At 67.7% G+C, this 15715-nt stretch carries 14 protein-coding genes and 1 tRNA gene; 7 read left to right on the top strand and 8 right to left on the bottom strand.

Going from position 1 to position 15715, the window contains the following annotated elements; all coding sequences use genetic code 11:
* Positions 1 to 116 precede the first annotated feature (116 nt).
* Positions 117 to 749 (bottom strand): ABC transporter ATP-binding protein, encoded by a 633-nt coding sequence (locus tag OOB33_RS08755; RefSeq protein ID WP_243392773.1) that lies wholly within the window; start codon positions 747 to 749, stop codon positions 117 to 119.
* On the opposite strand from OOB33_RS08755, the gene OOB33_RS08750 reads away from it, so the two are divergent.
* Positions 748 to 1221 (top strand): hypothetical protein, encoded by a 474-nt coding sequence (locus OOB33_RS08750; RefSeq protein WP_271008389.1) that lies wholly within the window; start codon positions 748 to 750, stop codon positions 1219 to 1221. The genes OOB33_RS08755 and OOB33_RS08750 overlap by 2 nt on opposite strands.
* A gap of 63 nt (positions 1222 to 1284) precedes the next feature.
* A complete protein-coding gene (locus OOB33_RS08745) occupies positions 1285 to 1692 on the top strand; it encodes a DUF1801 domain-containing protein (RefSeq protein WP_271008388.1) in 408 nt (135 codons plus the stop codon).
* Positions 1693 to 2319: 627 nt separating this feature from the next.
* Here the strand turns inward: OOB33_RS08745 and OOB33_RS08740 are convergent.
* The 5 genes from OOB33_RS08740 to OOB33_RS08720 form a co-directional block, all read right to left on the bottom strand.
* Positions 2320 to 2523, bottom strand: a complete 204-nt coding sequence (locus OOB33_RS08740) for a YbdD/YjiX family protein (RefSeq protein WP_102769604.1) — start codon at positions 2521 to 2523, stop codon at positions 2320 to 2322.
* A 49-nt stretch (positions 2524 to 2572) separates the two neighbouring features.
* Positions 2573 to 4645: a carbon starvation CstA family protein gene (locus tag OOB33_RS08735; protein ID WP_271008387.1), complete on the bottom strand. Its 2073-nt coding sequence runs from the start codon at positions 4643 to 4645 to the stop codon at positions 2573 to 2575.
* Between the two features lie 275 nt (positions 4646 to 4920).
* On the bottom strand, positions 4921 to 5559 hold the full coding sequence (locus tag OOB33_RS08730) for a response regulator (RefSeq protein WP_271008386.1): 639 nt from the start codon (positions 5557 to 5559) through the stop codon (positions 4921 to 4923).
* Positions 5556 to 6947, bottom strand: a complete 1392-nt coding sequence (locus tag OOB33_RS08725) for a cache domain-containing protein (RefSeq protein ID WP_333780322.1) — start codon at positions 6945 to 6947, stop codon at positions 5556 to 5558. Before OOB33_RS08725 ends, OOB33_RS08730 begins: the two co-directional genes overlap by 4 nt.
* Positions 6948 to 6992: 45 nt before the next feature.
* Positions 6993 to 7838: a tRNA-uridine aminocarboxypropyltransferase gene (locus OOB33_RS08720; protein ID WP_271008385.1), complete on the bottom strand. Its 846-nt coding sequence runs from the start codon at positions 7836 to 7838 to the stop codon at positions 6993 to 6995.
* A gap of 166 nt (positions 7839 to 8004) precedes the next feature.
* On the opposite strand from OOB33_RS08720, the gene OOB33_RS08715 reads away from it, so the two are divergent.
* Positions 8005 to 9090 carry a helix-turn-helix transcriptional regulator gene (locus OOB33_RS08715; protein ID WP_271008384.1) on the top strand — a complete coding sequence of 362 codons (1086 nt, stop codon included), beginning with the start codon at positions 8005 to 8007 and terminating at the stop codon, positions 9088 to 9090.
* A 236-nt stretch (positions 9091 to 9326) separates the two neighbouring features.
* Positions 9327 to 10532: a PEP-CTERM sorting domain-containing protein gene (locus tag OOB33_RS08710; protein WP_271008383.1), complete on the top strand. Its 1206-nt coding sequence runs from the start codon at positions 9327 to 9329 to the stop codon at positions 10530 to 10532.
* A gap of 220 nt (positions 10533 to 10752) precedes the next feature.
* Here the strand turns inward: OOB33_RS08710 and OOB33_RS08705 are convergent.
* A tRNA-Ile gene (locus tag OOB33_RS08705) sits at positions 10753 to 10829 on the bottom strand.
* Between the two features lie 200 nt (positions 10830 to 11029).
* Entirely contained in the window at positions 11030 to 12049 is a 1020-nt protein-coding gene (gene hrcA, locus OOB33_RS08700) for a heat-inducible transcriptional repressor HrcA (RefSeq protein WP_102767963.1), read from the bottom strand.
* Between the two features lie 68 nt (positions 12050 to 12117).
* Here hrcA and OOB33_RS08695 point away from each other — a divergent pair, with 68 nt between their 5' ends.
* Genes OOB33_RS08695 through rapZ form a run of 3 tightly spaced genes read left to right on the top strand, consistent with a single transcriptional unit; the run spans position 12118 to position 15707 of the window.
* On the top strand, positions 12118 to 12993 hold the full coding sequence (locus OOB33_RS08695) for an NAD kinase (protein ID WP_102767964.1): 876 nt from the start codon (positions 12118 to 12120) through the stop codon (positions 12991 to 12993).
* Between the two features lie 3 nt (positions 12994 to 12996).
* Complete coding sequence (gene recN / locus OOB33_RS08690) at positions 12997 to 14748, top strand: DNA repair protein RecN (protein WP_271008382.1); 1752 nt, start codon at positions 12997 to 12999, stop codon at positions 14746 to 14748.
* Positions 14745 to 15707: an RNase adapter RapZ gene (gene rapZ, locus OOB33_RS08685; RefSeq protein WP_102767966.1), complete on the top strand. Its 963-nt coding sequence runs from the start codon at positions 14745 to 14747 to the stop codon at positions 15705 to 15707. The genes recN and rapZ overlap by 4 nt, the downstream gene beginning before the upstream one ends.
* Positions 15708 to 15715: the final 8 nt, after the last annotated feature.

Below are 15715 nucleotides of genomic sequence, written 5' to 3'. Positions count from 1 at the left end.
ATGCTCCTTGCTCGCTGAACTCCCGCGACGCTGCGGGGCGAGTCAGACGCTAGGGGCTCACGAGCCGGCCGGCCATCCCCAGGTGCCGCGTGAATAGTGGCGCGCTGCGGATCGTTTCAGTCGCCGAGATCGATCTCGGTCTGAAGCGATATGCCTTGAAGACAGGCCAGCCGCTCGTAGTCGGCCAGCAGCCAGGCACGCTCGCGCTGCGCTGCGGCCTCTTGCAGCAGCTCGCCCAGCAGGCGGATGGAGCGCCCGTCGAGGGCGGCAAACGGCGTGTCCAGCAGGGTCAGGCGCGCGCCGCAAACAGCGGCCGCCAGCAAGCCCAGCTTGCGCCGGCTGCCGGCGGAAAGCATGTAGAGCGGCTTGTCCAGATGCGGCGCCAGAGCAAAGCCCTCGACCAGGGCCGGCTCCAGGTCGGCGCGCCAGTCGGCATAGCGCTGGCGTAGGCCGCTCAGCCACGCCGAGGCCAGTTGGGCGTCCAGCGCCGGGTCGGTCGGGTCCTCGAAAAAGATGTCTGCAGGAGCCAAGCTGCATTCGATCTGGCCCGCGAGCGGCGCACCCAGCCGCCCCGCGATCAAGCGCAAGCAGCGCGTCTTGCCTCGGCCATCGCCGCCGCGCAGCAGGCTCAGGCCCGGCCGCAGCTCGAAACTCAGGTCCTGGATCAGGGGCGGCTGGCCGGGGTCGGGATGGGCGAGGCTAAGGCCGTGGGCGCGATAGACAGCCTGGGATGGATCGGGGGACAACATGGAGCATTCGCAAGAAGTGGGGCGCACTCATTCTCCGGGAACGCGGCGGGAGGTCGAGAGCGCTGGCCGCGACCGCACAATTCCGATGAATGCGCTCACCCCTCCTCACAACAGGAGCCTCTTGCCCATGCGACACCCTCGCCACCTCGTCCTTGCGCTCATCGCCGCCCTGATCGGATCCAACGCCTGGTGGGCGTATCAAGCGATCGACGCCGGCATCACCCGCAGCTATACCGAAATCTCTGCAGCAGAAACTCGCCAGGCGCTGGCGCAAACCAGGGCCCTGGTTCGAACGATGGCCAAGGGTTCGTACACCCGACAGGCCCTGATCGAGGCTGCGCGACAGCCCGTGCCCGAGAGCGAGCCTTTTGAGAAGGAGGGGTTTGTCTGGATCGGCCAGCTCGGCCTGAAGTTCGATGCTGCAGGCACCTTCATGCGATTGAACGAGGAGGCTGACGACCGGCTGCCCTGAAAGAAGCCGACGCTGGCCTGCCCCTCACCATCTCCCACGACCGAGACTTGAAAGCCCTGAGCGATGCCCGCCAACAAAACCCAAGCCACAGCCGCCGATGTGGCCGCCTACCTGAACGCGATTGCCGATACCACCCGCCGCGCTGACTGCCTCGCGCTGGCCGACTTGATGCAGCGCGCCACCGGCCAGCCCGCGGTGATGTGGGGCAGCGCCATCGTCGGTTTCGGCTTGCACCGCTACCCGCTGGCGGGCGGCAAGACCGGGGAAATTTGCGCCGTGGGCTTTGCCTCCCGGTCGGCGGACATCGCGCTCTACGGCCTGACAGGGTTTGACGAGGCCGAGCCCTTGCTGGAAGCGCTGGGCAAGCTCAAGCGCGGCAAAGGCTGCGTCTACCTGAAGCGGCTGGCCGATGTGGACGCAGGCGCGTTGGAGCAGTTGGTGACGCAGGCCTTCAACAGCAAGAAGGTCTGAGGGCGACGGCTACAAACTGCACGAAACCGCCTTTGGTTTTGCTCGTGAGGCCCTGCAGCCCGCGCCGCCACCGGGCTCATGGTTCCGGGGTCGGCCCTCTCGGGCCGACTTCCCTGCGCTGCTCGCGCCTCGGGGCTGGCGCATAACTCACTTCGCTCCCTGCGTTCGCTTCGTTCAGACAGAAGCGCCAAGTCAGACCTCAAAGCGCGCGTGTACGCGCGCGCCCCGAGGCGCTGCGCTGCTCGGCCCGGCACAAATCGCCCGGCAGCGGCGCGGGCTGCAGGGCGCTTGCATCGCGGGCGATGTGCCCTTCGACGGTAGAGAACGCCACCTCCGGAGGGGGCTCGGCCCGCCGACGGGCGATTTGTGCGCGGCCGAGGGCGCAACGGAGCGGCTCAGGCGCGCGTAACCGCGCGCTTCAAGAACTGAATCGGCGCCACTGTTTGACCACAGTGAGCGCAGCGAACGGAGGGAGTTTGGCGCCGCTGAGCCGCGGAGTGAGCATCGAGGGGAGTCGGCTCGCCCGAGCCGACCCGCGAACCATGAGCCCGGCGACGGGGCGAGCCACCGCAGCGAGAACGACAAACCCTACGGAGGTGGGCAATGTGCCGGCAGCCGCCCGCCGGGTCAGCAGCAGCGGCTCATCCGCCCATCCGCCCCGCCGTAACGAGCGGCCTGGCGCTCGCGAAAGAACTGCTCGTAGGTCATGGCCGGCTGGTCGGGGTGGGTGCGGGCCATGTGTTCGCGGTAGGTGTCGAAGTCGGGGAAGCCGACCATCAGGCGCAGGCCCTGGGCCAGGTAGCGGCCGGCTTGGCCGACACGCTGGCGCAGTTCGCGCGCCTGTTCGATCACATCGTCAGCAGCAGCCATGGCTTGACACTCAGCGTGCCGCAGCGGCAGCCGACAAAGCCACAAAGGGCGTTTCCTGGGCCGTGGGCTTGGCCGAGGCCCGCGCGGCCAGGATGGCGCGCACGCTGTAGATCAGCACGCTGACCACCACGAACATGAAGAGCACGCACAGGGCGGCGTCCAGGCGGTCGTTGAAGACCACACGGCTCATGGCCTCGGGTGTCTTGGCCGGGGCCAGCAGCTGGCCTTCGGCCAGGGCTTGGCTGTACTTGCTGGCGTGCGCCAGGAAGCCCACCTTGGCGTCGGACGAGAAAATCTTCAGCCAGCCGGCGGTCATGGTGCAGATCAGCAGCCACAGGGCTGGCAGGGCCGTCACCCAGGCATAGCGCTGCTTCTTCATCTTGAACAGCACCACGGTGCCCAGCATCAAGGCCACGGCGGCCAGCATCTGGTTGGCGATGCCGAACAGCGGCCACAAGGTGTTGATGCCGCCCAGCGGATCGACCACGCCCTGGTAGAGGAAGTACCCCCAAGCCGCCACGCACAGCGCAGTGGCGATCAGGTTGGCGGGCAGCGAATCGGTGCGCTTGAGGGCGGGCACAAAGCTGCCCAACAAGTCTTGCAGCATGAAGCGGCCGGCGCGGGTGCCGGCGTCCACGGCGGTCAGGATGAAGAGCGCCTCGAACAGGATGGCGAAGTGGTACCAGAAGGCCATCATGGCCTTGCCGCCGATGGCCTGGTGCAGGATCTGCGCCATGCCCACGGCCAGGGTCGGTGCACCGCCGGCGCGCGCCAGGATGGTGTTCTCGCCCACGTCCTTGGCGGTCTGGATCAGCATCTCGGGCGTGATGACAAAGCCCCAGGTCGAGAGCGTGGCGGCCACGGCCTCGGGCGTCTTGCCCACCAGGGCGGCCGGGCTGTTCATGGCGAAGTAGACGCCCGGCTCGATGCAGGAGGCGGCCACCAGGGCCATCACCGCCACAAAGCTTTCGGCCAGCATGCCGCCGTAGCCGATGAAGCGCGCGTGGGTTTCGTTCTCCAGCATCTTGGGCGTGGTGCCCGAAGAGATCAGCGCATGGAAGCCCGAGACGGCGCCGCAGGCGATGGTGATGAACAGGAAGGGGAAGAGATCACCCGACCAGACGGGGCCATTGCCGGCGGCGAACTGGGTGATGGCCGGCATCTGCAGCGTCGGTGCGACGAAGACGATGCCGATGGCCAGGGCCACGATGGTGCCGATCTTCAGGAAGGTCGAGAGGTAGTCACGCGGGGCCAGCAGCAGCCACACGGGGATGGAGGCAGCAACGAAACCGTAGCCGATCAGCATCCAGGTCAGCGTGGTTCCTTCGAAGGTGAACATCGGGCCCCAGACCGGGCTCTCATGCACCCACTGGCCGCCGACGATGGACAGCATCAGCAGCACAAAGCCGATGATGGAAATCTCGCCGATGCGGCCCGGGCGCAGGTAGCGCAAGTACACGCCCATGAACAACGCCACCGGGATGGTGGCCGCCACGGTGAAGGTGCCCCAGGGCGAATGCGCCAGGGCCTTGACCACGATCAGCGCCAGCACGGCCAGGATGATGATCATGATCATGAAGGCGCCGAACAGCGCGATCAGACCCGGCACCAATCCCATCTCCTGCTTGACCAGATCGCCCAGCGAGCGGCCGTCGCGGCGGGTGCTGATGAAGAGGACGATGAAGTCCTGCACCGCACCGGCAAACACCACACCGGCCAGCAGCCACAGCAGACCAGGCAGATAGCCCATCTGCGCGGCCAGCACCGGGCCGACCAGGGGGCCGGCGCCGGCGATGGCGGCGAAGTGGTGGCCGTAGAGCACGTACTGGTTGGTCGGCACATAGTCCAGACCGTCGTTGTGCCGCCAGGCGGGCGTTTGGCGCCGCGGGTCCAGCTCCAGCACGCGGCTGGCGATGAAGAGGCTGTAGTAGCGGTAGGCGATCAGGTAGACGCAGATTGCGGCCACCACCACCCACAGAGCACTGACCGCTTCGCCGCGGCCCAGGGCCACGGTGGCCAGCGCAAAAGCGCCCAGCACCGCGACCAGAAGCCACCCGAGGTGGCGCCTGATGTTCGAGGACATGAGTTTTGTCTCCTGATCCGCGCGGTCTTGGCTGTGGGAACGAGAGAGGAAAAACGAGGGGGACCGCTGCGTGGCCGCAGTCTCGGCCAGCGGCCGGCCGCGCGCATCCGTCAGACCACGCGCGGCGGCGCGTGGCATCACTTAAGGGTCAACCCTGATGATCTGGTTTGAAGCACCAGGATTCAACTCGCACGCTCAACCGTTCACCTGTTCACCTGTTCACCTGTTCACCTGTTCACCTGTTCACCTGTTCACCTGTTCACCTGTTCACCTGTTCACGCCTGCCCTGAATGCTCGACGGCATACTTGATCAACTCCGCCTGTCCCTCGAGATTGAGCTTGCGCTTGATGTTCTGCCGATGCGCTTCCACCGTGCGCACGCTCAGGTCCATGGCAGCGGCGATCTGCTTGCTCGACTCGCCGCGGCCCAGCGCGGCCAGTACCTCGCTCTCGCGCGGCGAGAGCAAGGGGCGAGGCGTCTGGGCGCGGAACAGGCGGCGCGACACCGCCGGGCTCAAAAACGTGCCCCCACCCGCCACGGCCTGGATGGCGGCCACGATCTCGCTGGCCGGCGCGTCCTTGAGCACATAGCCCTGGGCGCCAGCCTGCAGGGCGCGCTGCACATACTCGGGGTTGTCGTACATGCTGAGCATCAGCACGCGCAGGCCCGGCTGGCGCTGCAGCAAGTCGGCGGCCAACTCGATGCCGTTGACCTCCTTCATGCCCACATCCATCAGCACGATGTCCACCGCCGTGTGCGCCAACAAGGCCAGGGCCTCGCGCGCATCGCCGGCCTCGCCCACCACCGCAAACTCCGGCACCGCGCCCAGGCGCAAACGCAGGCCGTCGCGCACCAGCGGGTGGTCGTCCACCAGGGCAATGCGGATCGGGGCGGAAGCGAAAACTGAGTTCATGCGGAGGCCATGGAAGCGGCAGGGTTCAGAGACAGCGGCACCTCGGCCCAGACCTCGGTGCCCGCGCCGGGCTGCGAGCGGATCTGCAAGCGCCCGCCGATGGAGGCCAGGCGCTCGCGCATATTGCGCAGGCCGATGCCCTGGCGCGGATGCTCTTGCACGGCGGCTTCATCGAAACCGGCGCCATCATCGCTGATCTGCAGCCGCACCCGGCCGGCCTCGAAGCTCAAATCCAGCTGCAGATGCGCGGCCGCCGCATGCTTGGCCGCATTGGTCAGCGCCTCTTGCGCCACGCGGAACAGCACGGTCTTGACCAACTCGGGCAGCTCCACCGGCTCGCCCTGCACGCTGACCGCCACCGAACCCGCGCCGCCATCGTCCTCAAACTCACGGCCCAGGGTTTGCAGCGCAGCCGGCAAGCCCAGGCTGTCATCCAGCATGGCCGGGCGCAGGCGGTGCGAGATGCGCCGCACCTCGTCCAGGCAGGTCTTGAGCCGCTCCAGTGCCGTGGCCAGCACCCGCGCCGGCAGCGGCCGCCCGGCCTCCAGCGCGTCGACGGCCGACTCGACCAGCAGCTTGGTCGCCACCAGGGTCTGGCTGGTGCCGTCGTGCAGCTCGCGCGCCAGATGGGCGCGCTCATCCTCTTGCGACTGCACCACCTGGTGGGCCAGCAAGCGCAGTTTGGCATCGGCCACGCGCTGCTCACTGACGTTGAGCAAGAGCCCCGTGCTGCTGATCAAGGCCACGCCGAAAACAGCGATGCCGGCAATCCACAGCAAGGTGGTGGCGATATTGCTGCTGGCCTGGGCGTCCAGCTGCTCCATGGTGGCGTGCAGGTCGCCGAGGTAGAGCCCCGTGCCAATCATCCAGCCCCAGCGCTCCAGCGGCACCACATAACCGAGCTTGGCCTCGACCTGGCCGTTGGAGGGCCGGCGCCAGAGGTAGTCGACAAAGCCGCCGCCCTGACGCGCCTGCGCGATCAGCTCCTGGATGGTCGGCCGGCCCTGGGGATCGCGCATGTCCCACAAATTGCGGCCCACCAACTCGGGCTGGCGCGAGTGCATCAGGGAGTTGCCGTCCAGGTCGTAGACGAAGAAGTAACCGTCCGGCCCATAGTCCAGCGAGGCCAGCAGCTTCAGCGCCTGGGCCCGCTGGGCCAGCGGGTCCCCCGGCGCTTCATACAGCGGCTTCACCGTGCTGACCGCCAGCGCCACATAGGACTTCAACTCCGCCCGCCGCGCCTCCATATACGCCCGCTCCACCAGCGCATGTTCGCGCTGCACCAGCTCCCGCTCCTGATGCCGCACCGCCAGCGCGATCAGCAAGAGGCTGGCCACCAGGGGCAGGACGGCGAGGAGGATGAATTTGGTGCGGAGTTGCAGGGCCATGCGGCATTGTCGGGTTTGTGGCCTTTGTCGGCTGTGCCGGGTTCTTCAGGCTCGGCCCGCCTGCTCCGCAGCCAACACCCGCAATCGCTGGTGCCCCTCATCGCCCTCATCCGCCGGCAGGCTTTGCTTGGCGCGCAGGTAGCGGCTGCTGAAGACATCGAGATACGCCTCCAGCGTCTGCGCCGCCGTCTCATCGCCGGCCAGGGCCAGGCACAGGGCGGCCACTTCCGAGGTGCAGAAATGGTGCTCGTGGTGCGATCGGCGCAGGCGGTAACGCGAGAGTTGCTCGGGCTGCAGGCTCAGCACCGGCAGACGGGCCAGGTAGGGGCTTTTGCGGAACATCTTGCGTGCCTCCGACCAGGTGCCGTCGAGCAGGATAAAAAGCGGGCGCTTGACCCGACCTTCAGGCGGCTGGGAGGGATCAGCCTGGATCGGTGCCAGCTCGGTCACCACCTCACGCCCCGGATCGGCAAACTCGCCCGGAAAGACCACAAAGGGCTGCCACTGCGGATCGGCCAGCAGCGCCAGCAAGCCTGGCTCCACCTGCACGCGCGACCAGACGAAAGCCTGCGTCTCGGACAGCACGTCGGCAATCAACCAGCCGGTGTTGCTGGGTTTGAGCGCCTCGAAAGGCGCCATGATCAGGCACACCGCCGCCGGCCGATGGCCTTGCGGCGGCACGCTCAGCACCGGCCGCAGATGGCACATGCAGTGGCTGGGGATCAGGCGGCAGCGCGCGCAGCGCTCGATGCGCGGCTCACCTCGGTCCAGGCGCGGCCGTGTGTTGGCGGTGTCCGTCAGCAGACAGGCCGCGCGCAGGCGGGCGACCGCATGGTCAGCGAGCAGCAGATCCAGAGCGGGCTCCAGATCAAAGGGGGACACAAGAGACATAGATGCGGAGTCTAGGGCCAGCCCCCCCCAGCTGCCCCTCGCGGGCGCACACCGCGCATCTGCGGGTTATGCCGGGAGGGTGCACCGGCTGCGCTGCTTCATACTGGACCGAACCCTCTGCCCGCCGATGCAGGCGGATCCCGGCTCAGAGCACGACTCTTTCGGCATGAATGATGCATCGCAACCCTCGGCCGCCCGAGGCCAGACCTCGCGCAAGTTGGCAACACCACCACCGCCCCGACCGCCGGTGCTGCGCTCCGTCCAGTTCGCCTCGCGCCAGGGCATCGAACACTATTTCGCCGAGCTGAACGCCCGCGCGCCCTCGGCGCATCGCGAGATTGCTTCCTGGGGCCGGGACCGGGCCGCGCGCCTGAACTTGGAGCTGGTGCAGGCGCCGAGCGCCCTGCAGGCCGGCGCGGCGCCCCAGCTGTTTCTGACCGAATCACGCAACAGCTTTGTCCTGAACGTGCGTTCTCAGGACAGCAGCGCGCCAGCTGATCGCGCGCCGCATCTGCTGGTGGGCCTGGTGCTGTCCGGCTCGGTGCGCCTGCAGATGGTGAACGAGGGCGAATGCCTGGCGCGTGCCGGTGAGGGCCTGGTCTTCAACCCGGCCGAGGTGGAGCGCGCCCAATTCGCGGCCGATTCGCATTTTGTGGAGATCGCCCTGCCGCGCGAGCCCCTGCTGCGCCTGGGCTCCGCCCTGTGGGCCGTGCCGGGCGCAGAGGCGCCGCCTGCACGCTTGCAGCCCAAGCTCGCCCCCGGCCTGGCGCAGAAGCTGCACTTCATGGCGCGGCAAGCCAGCGGCCTGCTGCAGCAGGGCGATGGCGCCATGCCGCCCCTGCTGATCGAGCGCTGGGTGGAGATGATGGGGCTGAGCTTGCTGCATGAGCAGACCGCACTCGGCCCCGCGGCCCAGCACAAGCGCCGCGAGGAGCCCCTGCTGCCGCGCAGCCTGAGCCGCGCGCTGGACTACCTCGACGCCCATGCCCAGAGCGAGATCCTGCTGAGCGATATCGCCGCAGCCGCCTGCGTCAGCGTCAGCAGCCTGCTGCGCCATTTCAACGAGCATCTGGGCCTCACTCCCATGGCCTACCTGCGCCAGCTGCGCCTGGACCGCGCCCGCGCCGAGTTGCGCCAGGGTCAGGCCGGCCGCGTTGCTGAGCTGGCGCAGCGCTGGGGTTTTCAAAGCGCCGGCAAGTTCAGCCAGGCTTACTTGCGCCGCTTTGGCGAGCGGCCGAGCGAGAGCCGCTGATTCAGCCCCGCCTGACGCAGGCCCCCGCCCACTGACCCGAAATCGTCAGGCCTGTCCCGCCATCGTCAATCTGCGCGGCGCTGCGGCCAAACCCGGTTTCAGCGCCCAGATTGCGCTGCTATGGTGAAAACCGTTCGCCAGCCCTAACGCCGCCGCATCGCGGTATCGGGTGGCCTTCATCTGCTTATCTGGCCCCTGGTTTTTTCACCTTTCTCTTTCAGCACAGCCCACGCCGCATGAATACCAACACACCCACCCCCTCGAACCGCAAGCACCGCCTTCTGATCCAGGCACTGGCCCTCAGCGCCGCGGCGGCCTTCGCCAGCGGCGCACATGCAGACGCGCCCAGCTACACCATCGTCGACCTTGGCGTCATCGGCAATGGCGAGTTCTCGCAGGCCTTTGGCAGCTCGCGCAATGGCAGCTTTGTGGTCGGCCGCTCGTCCGACAGCCACGACCTGGCCTATCGCTGGAGCGCTCAGGGCGGCATGCAGGCGCTGGGCAATATCGACGGCCGCCAGTTCGCCACCGCCCACGGTGTCAACAACGCCGGCCTCACGGTCGGCGTGTCGGCCACCACCTGGTTCGGCACCGCGCCCCTGCCGGTGATGTGGAACCCGAACGGCAGCGTCACAGCCCTGGCCCTGCCCGAGGGCTATGGCTGGGGTGCCGCGAACGCCGTCAACAACAGCGGCCTCATCGTCGGCCGCGCCGGCTCGCAGGACGGCGACCGCGCCGTGCTCTTCAATGCCGCCACCGGCAGCAGCCAGATCATCAACGCCACCACGGCCAACGGCAGTTTCATGACCGAGGCCTTTGGCGTCAACGACGCCGGCCTGGTGGTGGGCATCGGCACCGATCCCAGCGATCTCGCTCTCATCGTCGGCATGGTCTACAACTCGGCCACCGGCGAGATGAGCAGCCTCGGCGCCCTGCCCGGCCACAACTCGGCCATCAATTTCGGCGTCAGCAACAACGGCTATGTGGTCGGCTCCAGCAGCATCTACAGCAGCGACGGCAGCCCCTTCATCTGGTCGGCCAGCCAAGGAATGAAAGCCATCAACTTGCCACCCAACACCTCCAACGGCTCGGGCAGCGGCGTCAACGACAAAGGCTGGGTGGTCGGCAACGCCGGCGGCGAGTTCTCCATCCCCTTCCTCTACGCCGACGGCACGACTTACACCATCCAAAGCCTGCTGCCCGCCGGCAGCGATTGGGACTTCAGCACCAACACCAGCGCCTCCGCCATGGCCATCGCCGACAACGGCAGCATCGTCGGCACCGCCGTCCACAACGGCCAGGTCCATGCCTACCAAATGACCTTGGTGTCCAGCGTGCCGGAGCCGGAGAGCTGGGTGCTGACCTTGGGCGGCCTCGGCTGGCTGGGCGTCGTCAGCCGCCGCCGCGCCAAGCCCACTCCGACAAACTCACCTCAGCGCTGACCCACTCCGGGCCCTCAGAGTTCCCGATTCGTCATCTCGCACGGCTTCACGCCGTGCCTTCACGCCCGCAACTGCGGGCCTTTTTACGAAAGGGAGATTGCAAAAAACATCCAGCCACCCCTGACCCGGTGATTCCTGGAAAAGTGAGGCAAAGAGTGCGGCAAACGGCTGCCAACCTCGACCGCGCACCGCGAAATGGGTGTGGCTTGGAGGGGATGACTGGTAGGCCGTACAGGACTTGAACCTGTGACCAAGGGATTATGAGTCCCCTGCTCTAACCAACTGAGCTAACGGCCCCCGGGGGACTTGAGACCCTTGGAGAAGAAGAAAAATCGCCGGCCTTGCACCGGCGAAGCCCGCGATTGTATAGGGGCGCTGCGGGCGAGGGCTGGGGGCCCGAGGGGCGCGCGAATCGCGGAGCAACCTGTCCCGCAGGTGTTCACCCGTTCACCCGTTCACCTGTTCACCCATTCACCGCGCCAGCGGCGCCCCGCCCCTCACTTCTGCGACAGCGCCTGACTCACCATCCGCGAGGTGATGTCCACGATCTGGATCATACGGTCGTAGGCCATGCGGGTGGGGCCGATGACGCCCAGGGTGCCGACGACCTGGCCATTGACTTCGTAGGGCGAGGAGACGATGGACAGCTCTTCGAAGGGCACGACCTGGCTCTCACCGCCGATGTAGATGCGCACGCCTTCGGCGCGGCTGGAGACGTCGAGCAGGCGCATGAGCTGCGTCTTTTGCTCGAACATATCGAACAGGCGGCGCAGGCTGCCCATATCGTTGGAGAAGTCCTGCACGGTGAGCAGATTGCGCTCGCCGGAGATGATGACGCGCTCCTGCTCGTCGGCCATGGCTTCGCTGCCCACCTGGACCGCTGCGCTCATCAGGCCGGAGATTTCGCTGCGCAGCTGGTCCACCTCGCTCTTGAGGCGCTCGCGCACGGCCTCGAGGCTCAGGCCGGCGTAGCTGGCGTTCAGGCGGTTGCTGGCCTCGGCCAGCTCGGCCTGGCTGTGGTCTTGGGCGGTGAAGATGACGCGGTTCTGCACATCGCCATCGGGCGAGACCATGATGACCAGCACGCGGCGCTCGCCCAGGCGCAGGAACTCGATGTGGTGGAAGACACTCGGCTTGCGCGGCGCGGTGACCACGCCGACGAAATTGGACAGGCTGGACAGCAGATGCGCGGCGCTGGCAATCACACGCTGGGGCTGGTCGGGCTGGATCTGGGCCTCGATCGGCCGGTCATCGGGCACCACCAGGCCGGGCTGGGCGGTCAGCATGGTGTCGACAAAGAGCCGGTAGCCGCGCGCCGTGGGGATGCGGCCGGCGCTGGTGTGAGGGCTGGCGATCAGGCCCAGCTCTTCCAGATCGGCCATCACATTGCGGATGGTGGCAGGACTCAGCTCCAGGCCCGAGGCTTTGGACAGGGTGCGGGAACCGACAGGTTGGCCGTCCGCGATATAGCGTTCGACCAGGGTTTTCAGCAGGGATTTGGATCGCTCGTCGAGCATGGCGGCATTGTAGGGACTGGCGCCCGCCTTCAGCGGACTGACATAGTGCTGTGGTGTAATTCTTCGCTATGGCCAAACGTTTCCAACATGTGGCAATCGTCGGCAAACACCAGGCCCGCGGCATACGCCCGATTCTGGAGGAGATTGCCGATTTTCTGATGCGGCAAGGCCTCGATGTTTCCCTCGAAAGCGAGACCGCCCTCAACACCGGCATGACGGCCTTCGAGGCCTTGACGACCGAGGAGCTGGGCTCGCGCTGCGACCTGGCCATCGTCGTCGGCGGTGACGGCACCATGCTCGGTTTCGCGCGCGAGATGGCGCCGCATGGCATCCCGCTGGTGGGCATCAACCAGGGCCGCCTGGGCTTCATCACCGACATCTCGCTGGAGAAGTTTCAGGAAGCGCTGGCGCCGATTCTGGACGGCGATTTCGAGACCGAAAAGCGCTCCATGCTGGAAGGCTCGGTCTGGCGCGATGGCGAGAGCATCTTCGACGGCCTGGCCTTGAACGATGTGGTGGTCAGCCGCGGCGCCACCGCCAGCATGGTGGAGCTGCGCATCGATGTGGGCGACGAGTTCGTGGCCAATATGCGGGCCGACGGTGTGATCGTCGCCTCGCCCACCGGCTCCACCGCCTACGCCCTCTCGGCCGGCGGCCCCATCATGCACCCCAGCATCGGCGGCTGGCTGCTGGTGCCGATCGCCTCGCACACCCTGTCCAACCGGCCCATCGTGCTGCCGGACACCGGCGAGGTGCGCATGGAGATCGTGGCCGGGCGCGATGCCAGCGTCAATTTCGATATGCAAAGCCTGGCCAGCCTGCTGCACGGCGACCGCATCACTGTGCGCCGCTCGGCCCACCAGGTCTGCTTCCTGCACCCCAAGGGCTGGAGCTATTACGCCACCCTGCGCCGCAAGCTGCGCTGGTACGAAGGGGTGAGCTGAACCATGTTGCGACGCCTGAGTCTGCGTGACTTCGTCATCGTGCCCGAGCTGGAGCTCGATTTTGGCGCCGGCTTTTCGGTGCTGACCGGCGAGACCGGAGCCGGCAAGTCCATCCTGATCGACGCGCTGCAGCTGGCCCTGGGCCAGCGCGGCGATGCCGGCGTGGTGCGCGAAGGCGCGGCGCGCGCCGAGATCTCGGCCGAGTTTGACTGCCCCGCGCACCTGAGCGGCTGGCTGGACGAAGCCGGTTTTGAATCCGAGGGCGCCAGCCTGCTGCTGCGCCGCGTGATCGACAGCCAGGGCAAGAGCCGCGCCTGGATCAATGGCAGCGCCGCCACCGTGAGCCAGCTGCGCGAGCTGGCCGACAGCCTGCTGGACATCCACGGCCAGCACGCCTGGCAAGGCCTGACCCGCCCGGCCTCGGTGCGCGAGCTGCTGGACCAGTACGCCGACCTCGACACCCGCCCCCTGGCCGCCGCATTCGCCGACTGGAAGCGCGCCAGCGAAGCGCTGGACGCCGCGCAGACGCGCCAGAACGAGCTGCTCAGCGAGCGCGAACGCCTGGCCTGGCAGATCGGCGAGATCGACCGCCTGGCCCCGGGCGCCGACGAGTGGGACGAACTCAATGCCGAGCACCAGCGGCTCTCGCATGCGCAATCGCTGCTCGACGCGGTGCGCGCCGCGCTGAACGCGCTCAGCGAGGCCGAAGACAGCACGGCCGAAGGCCTGACCGGCGACGCGCTGGACCGGCTGGAAGATGTGCTCGAGTACGACGCCCGCCTGGCCCCGGCCGTGGAAGCCCTGCGCGGCGCCCAGGCCCAGATCCAGGACGCCAGCCACACCCTCAGCGCCTATCTACACAAGGCCGATGGTGAACCCGGCCGCATGGAAGAGCTGGACGAGCGCGTCTCCGCCTGGCTGACCCTGGCACGCCGCTACCGCCGCCCGCCGCAGGAGCTGCCGGCCCTGCATGCGCAGTGGCGCGAGGAGCTGGCCGCGCTGGACGCCGCCACCGACCTGGCCGCCCTGCAGGCCAGCCTGGTCGCAGCCCGCAAGGCATTTGATGCCGAGGCCCGCCGCGTCAGCGCGGCACGCGCCAAAGCAGCCCCCGCCCTGGCCAGCGCCGTCACCGCCGCCATGCAGCTGCTGGGCATGAACGGTGGCCAGTTCGACATCGCCCTGCTGCCGCAGGAACAGCCGCAGAGCTACGGCCAGGAGTCGGCCGAGTTCCTGGTGGCCGGCCATGCCGGCAGCGCACCGCGGCCACTGGCCAAGGTGGCCTCGGGCGGCGAGCTCTCGCGCATCGCCCTGGCGATTGCCGTCACCACCTGCCAGAAGACCGGCACGGGCGTGAACGCGGGCGTGGGCACCTTGATCTTTGACGAAATCGACGCCGGCGTCGGCGGCGCCGTGGCCGAGACCGTGGGCCGGCTGATGAAGCAGCTGGGCCGCAGCCGCCAGGTGCTGGCCGTCACCCACCTGCCCCAGGTGGCGGCCTGCGCCGACCACCATCTGGTGGTGGCCAAGGCCTTGCGCGGCGGCCAGACCTGCAGCGATGTGCAGCCGGTGCTGGGCGAAACCCGTGTGGCCGAAATTGCCCGCATGCTGGGCGGCGAGCGCCTCTCCTCGGCCGCCCAGGCCCATGCCCAGGAGATGCTGGACCTGTCAGCCCTAGACGCAGCGAACACGAGCCCTTCTTCTCTCTCTTCCCCCTCTTCTCCTTCCGCCGGCAAGGCCAAGAAAGCACGTTCATGAGCACGACGACATCCCCCTACGATGCCGCCCAAGCCGAAGCCAGCTCGGTGGTCCTGGTGACCGGCATGTCCGGCGGCGGTAAGTCGCTGGCCATGCATGCGCTGGAAGATGCCGAGTTCTTCTGCGTGGACAACCTGCCGGCCGAGCTGCTGCTGGACTTCCTCAAGCTCGAAGCCCAGCGCGGCGAGCGCCGCGTGGCGATTGCGGTCGATGTGCGCAGCGCCGGCTCCCTGCCCCTGCTGCTGCCCCTGTTCAAACAGCTGCGCGCCTCGGGCGTGTCCATCCGCTCGATCTTTCTGGATGCCAACACCGAGACCCTGATGCGGCGCTTCTCGGAAACGCGCCGCCCGCACCCTCTGCGCATCGACGAGACCAGCCAGTTCGGCGAGCTGGACGGCGGCGAATCGCGCACCCGCGGCGGCCACGGTGGCTCGGACAACGGCCACCGCGCCCTGCTGGAAGCCATCGAGCTGGAGCGCGAGATGCTCGCCGCCCTGCGCGTGGAATCCACCGTGCTGGACACCAGCCAGCTGCGCCCCGCCCAGCTGCGCGCCTGGGTGCGCGATCTGGTGCTGGCGCCCAGCAACAAGCTGACCCTGGTGTTCGAGTCCTTTGCCTTCAAGCATGGCGTGCCCAGCGATGCCGACTTTGTGTTCGATGTGCGCGTGCTGCCCAACCCCTATTACGACCGCGAGCTGCGGCCGCTGACCGGGCGCGACAAGCCGGTGGCTGATTTCCTGCAGGCCCAGCCCGAGGTGCAGGTGATGTTCAAGCAGATCGGCGAGTTCCTGAACCGCTGGCTGCCCAACTTTGCCGCCGATCAGCGCAGTTATCTGACCGTGGCCATCGGCTGCACCGGCGGCCAGCACCGCTCGGTCTATCTGGTCGAGACCTTGGCCCGCCTGTTCGGCAAGCATGGGCCGGTGCTCAAACGCCACCGCGAGCTGGACGCGCGCTGAGCGCCTTT

Source organism: Paucibacter sp. B51, assembly GCF_027863535.1.
In the GTDB taxonomy this organism is placed as follows: Bacteria; Pseudomonadota; Gammaproteobacteria; order Burkholderiales; family Burkholderiaceae_C; genus Paucibacter_A; species Paucibacter_A aquatilis.
This window is presented reverse-complemented; position numbering and strand designations above follow the sequence as displayed.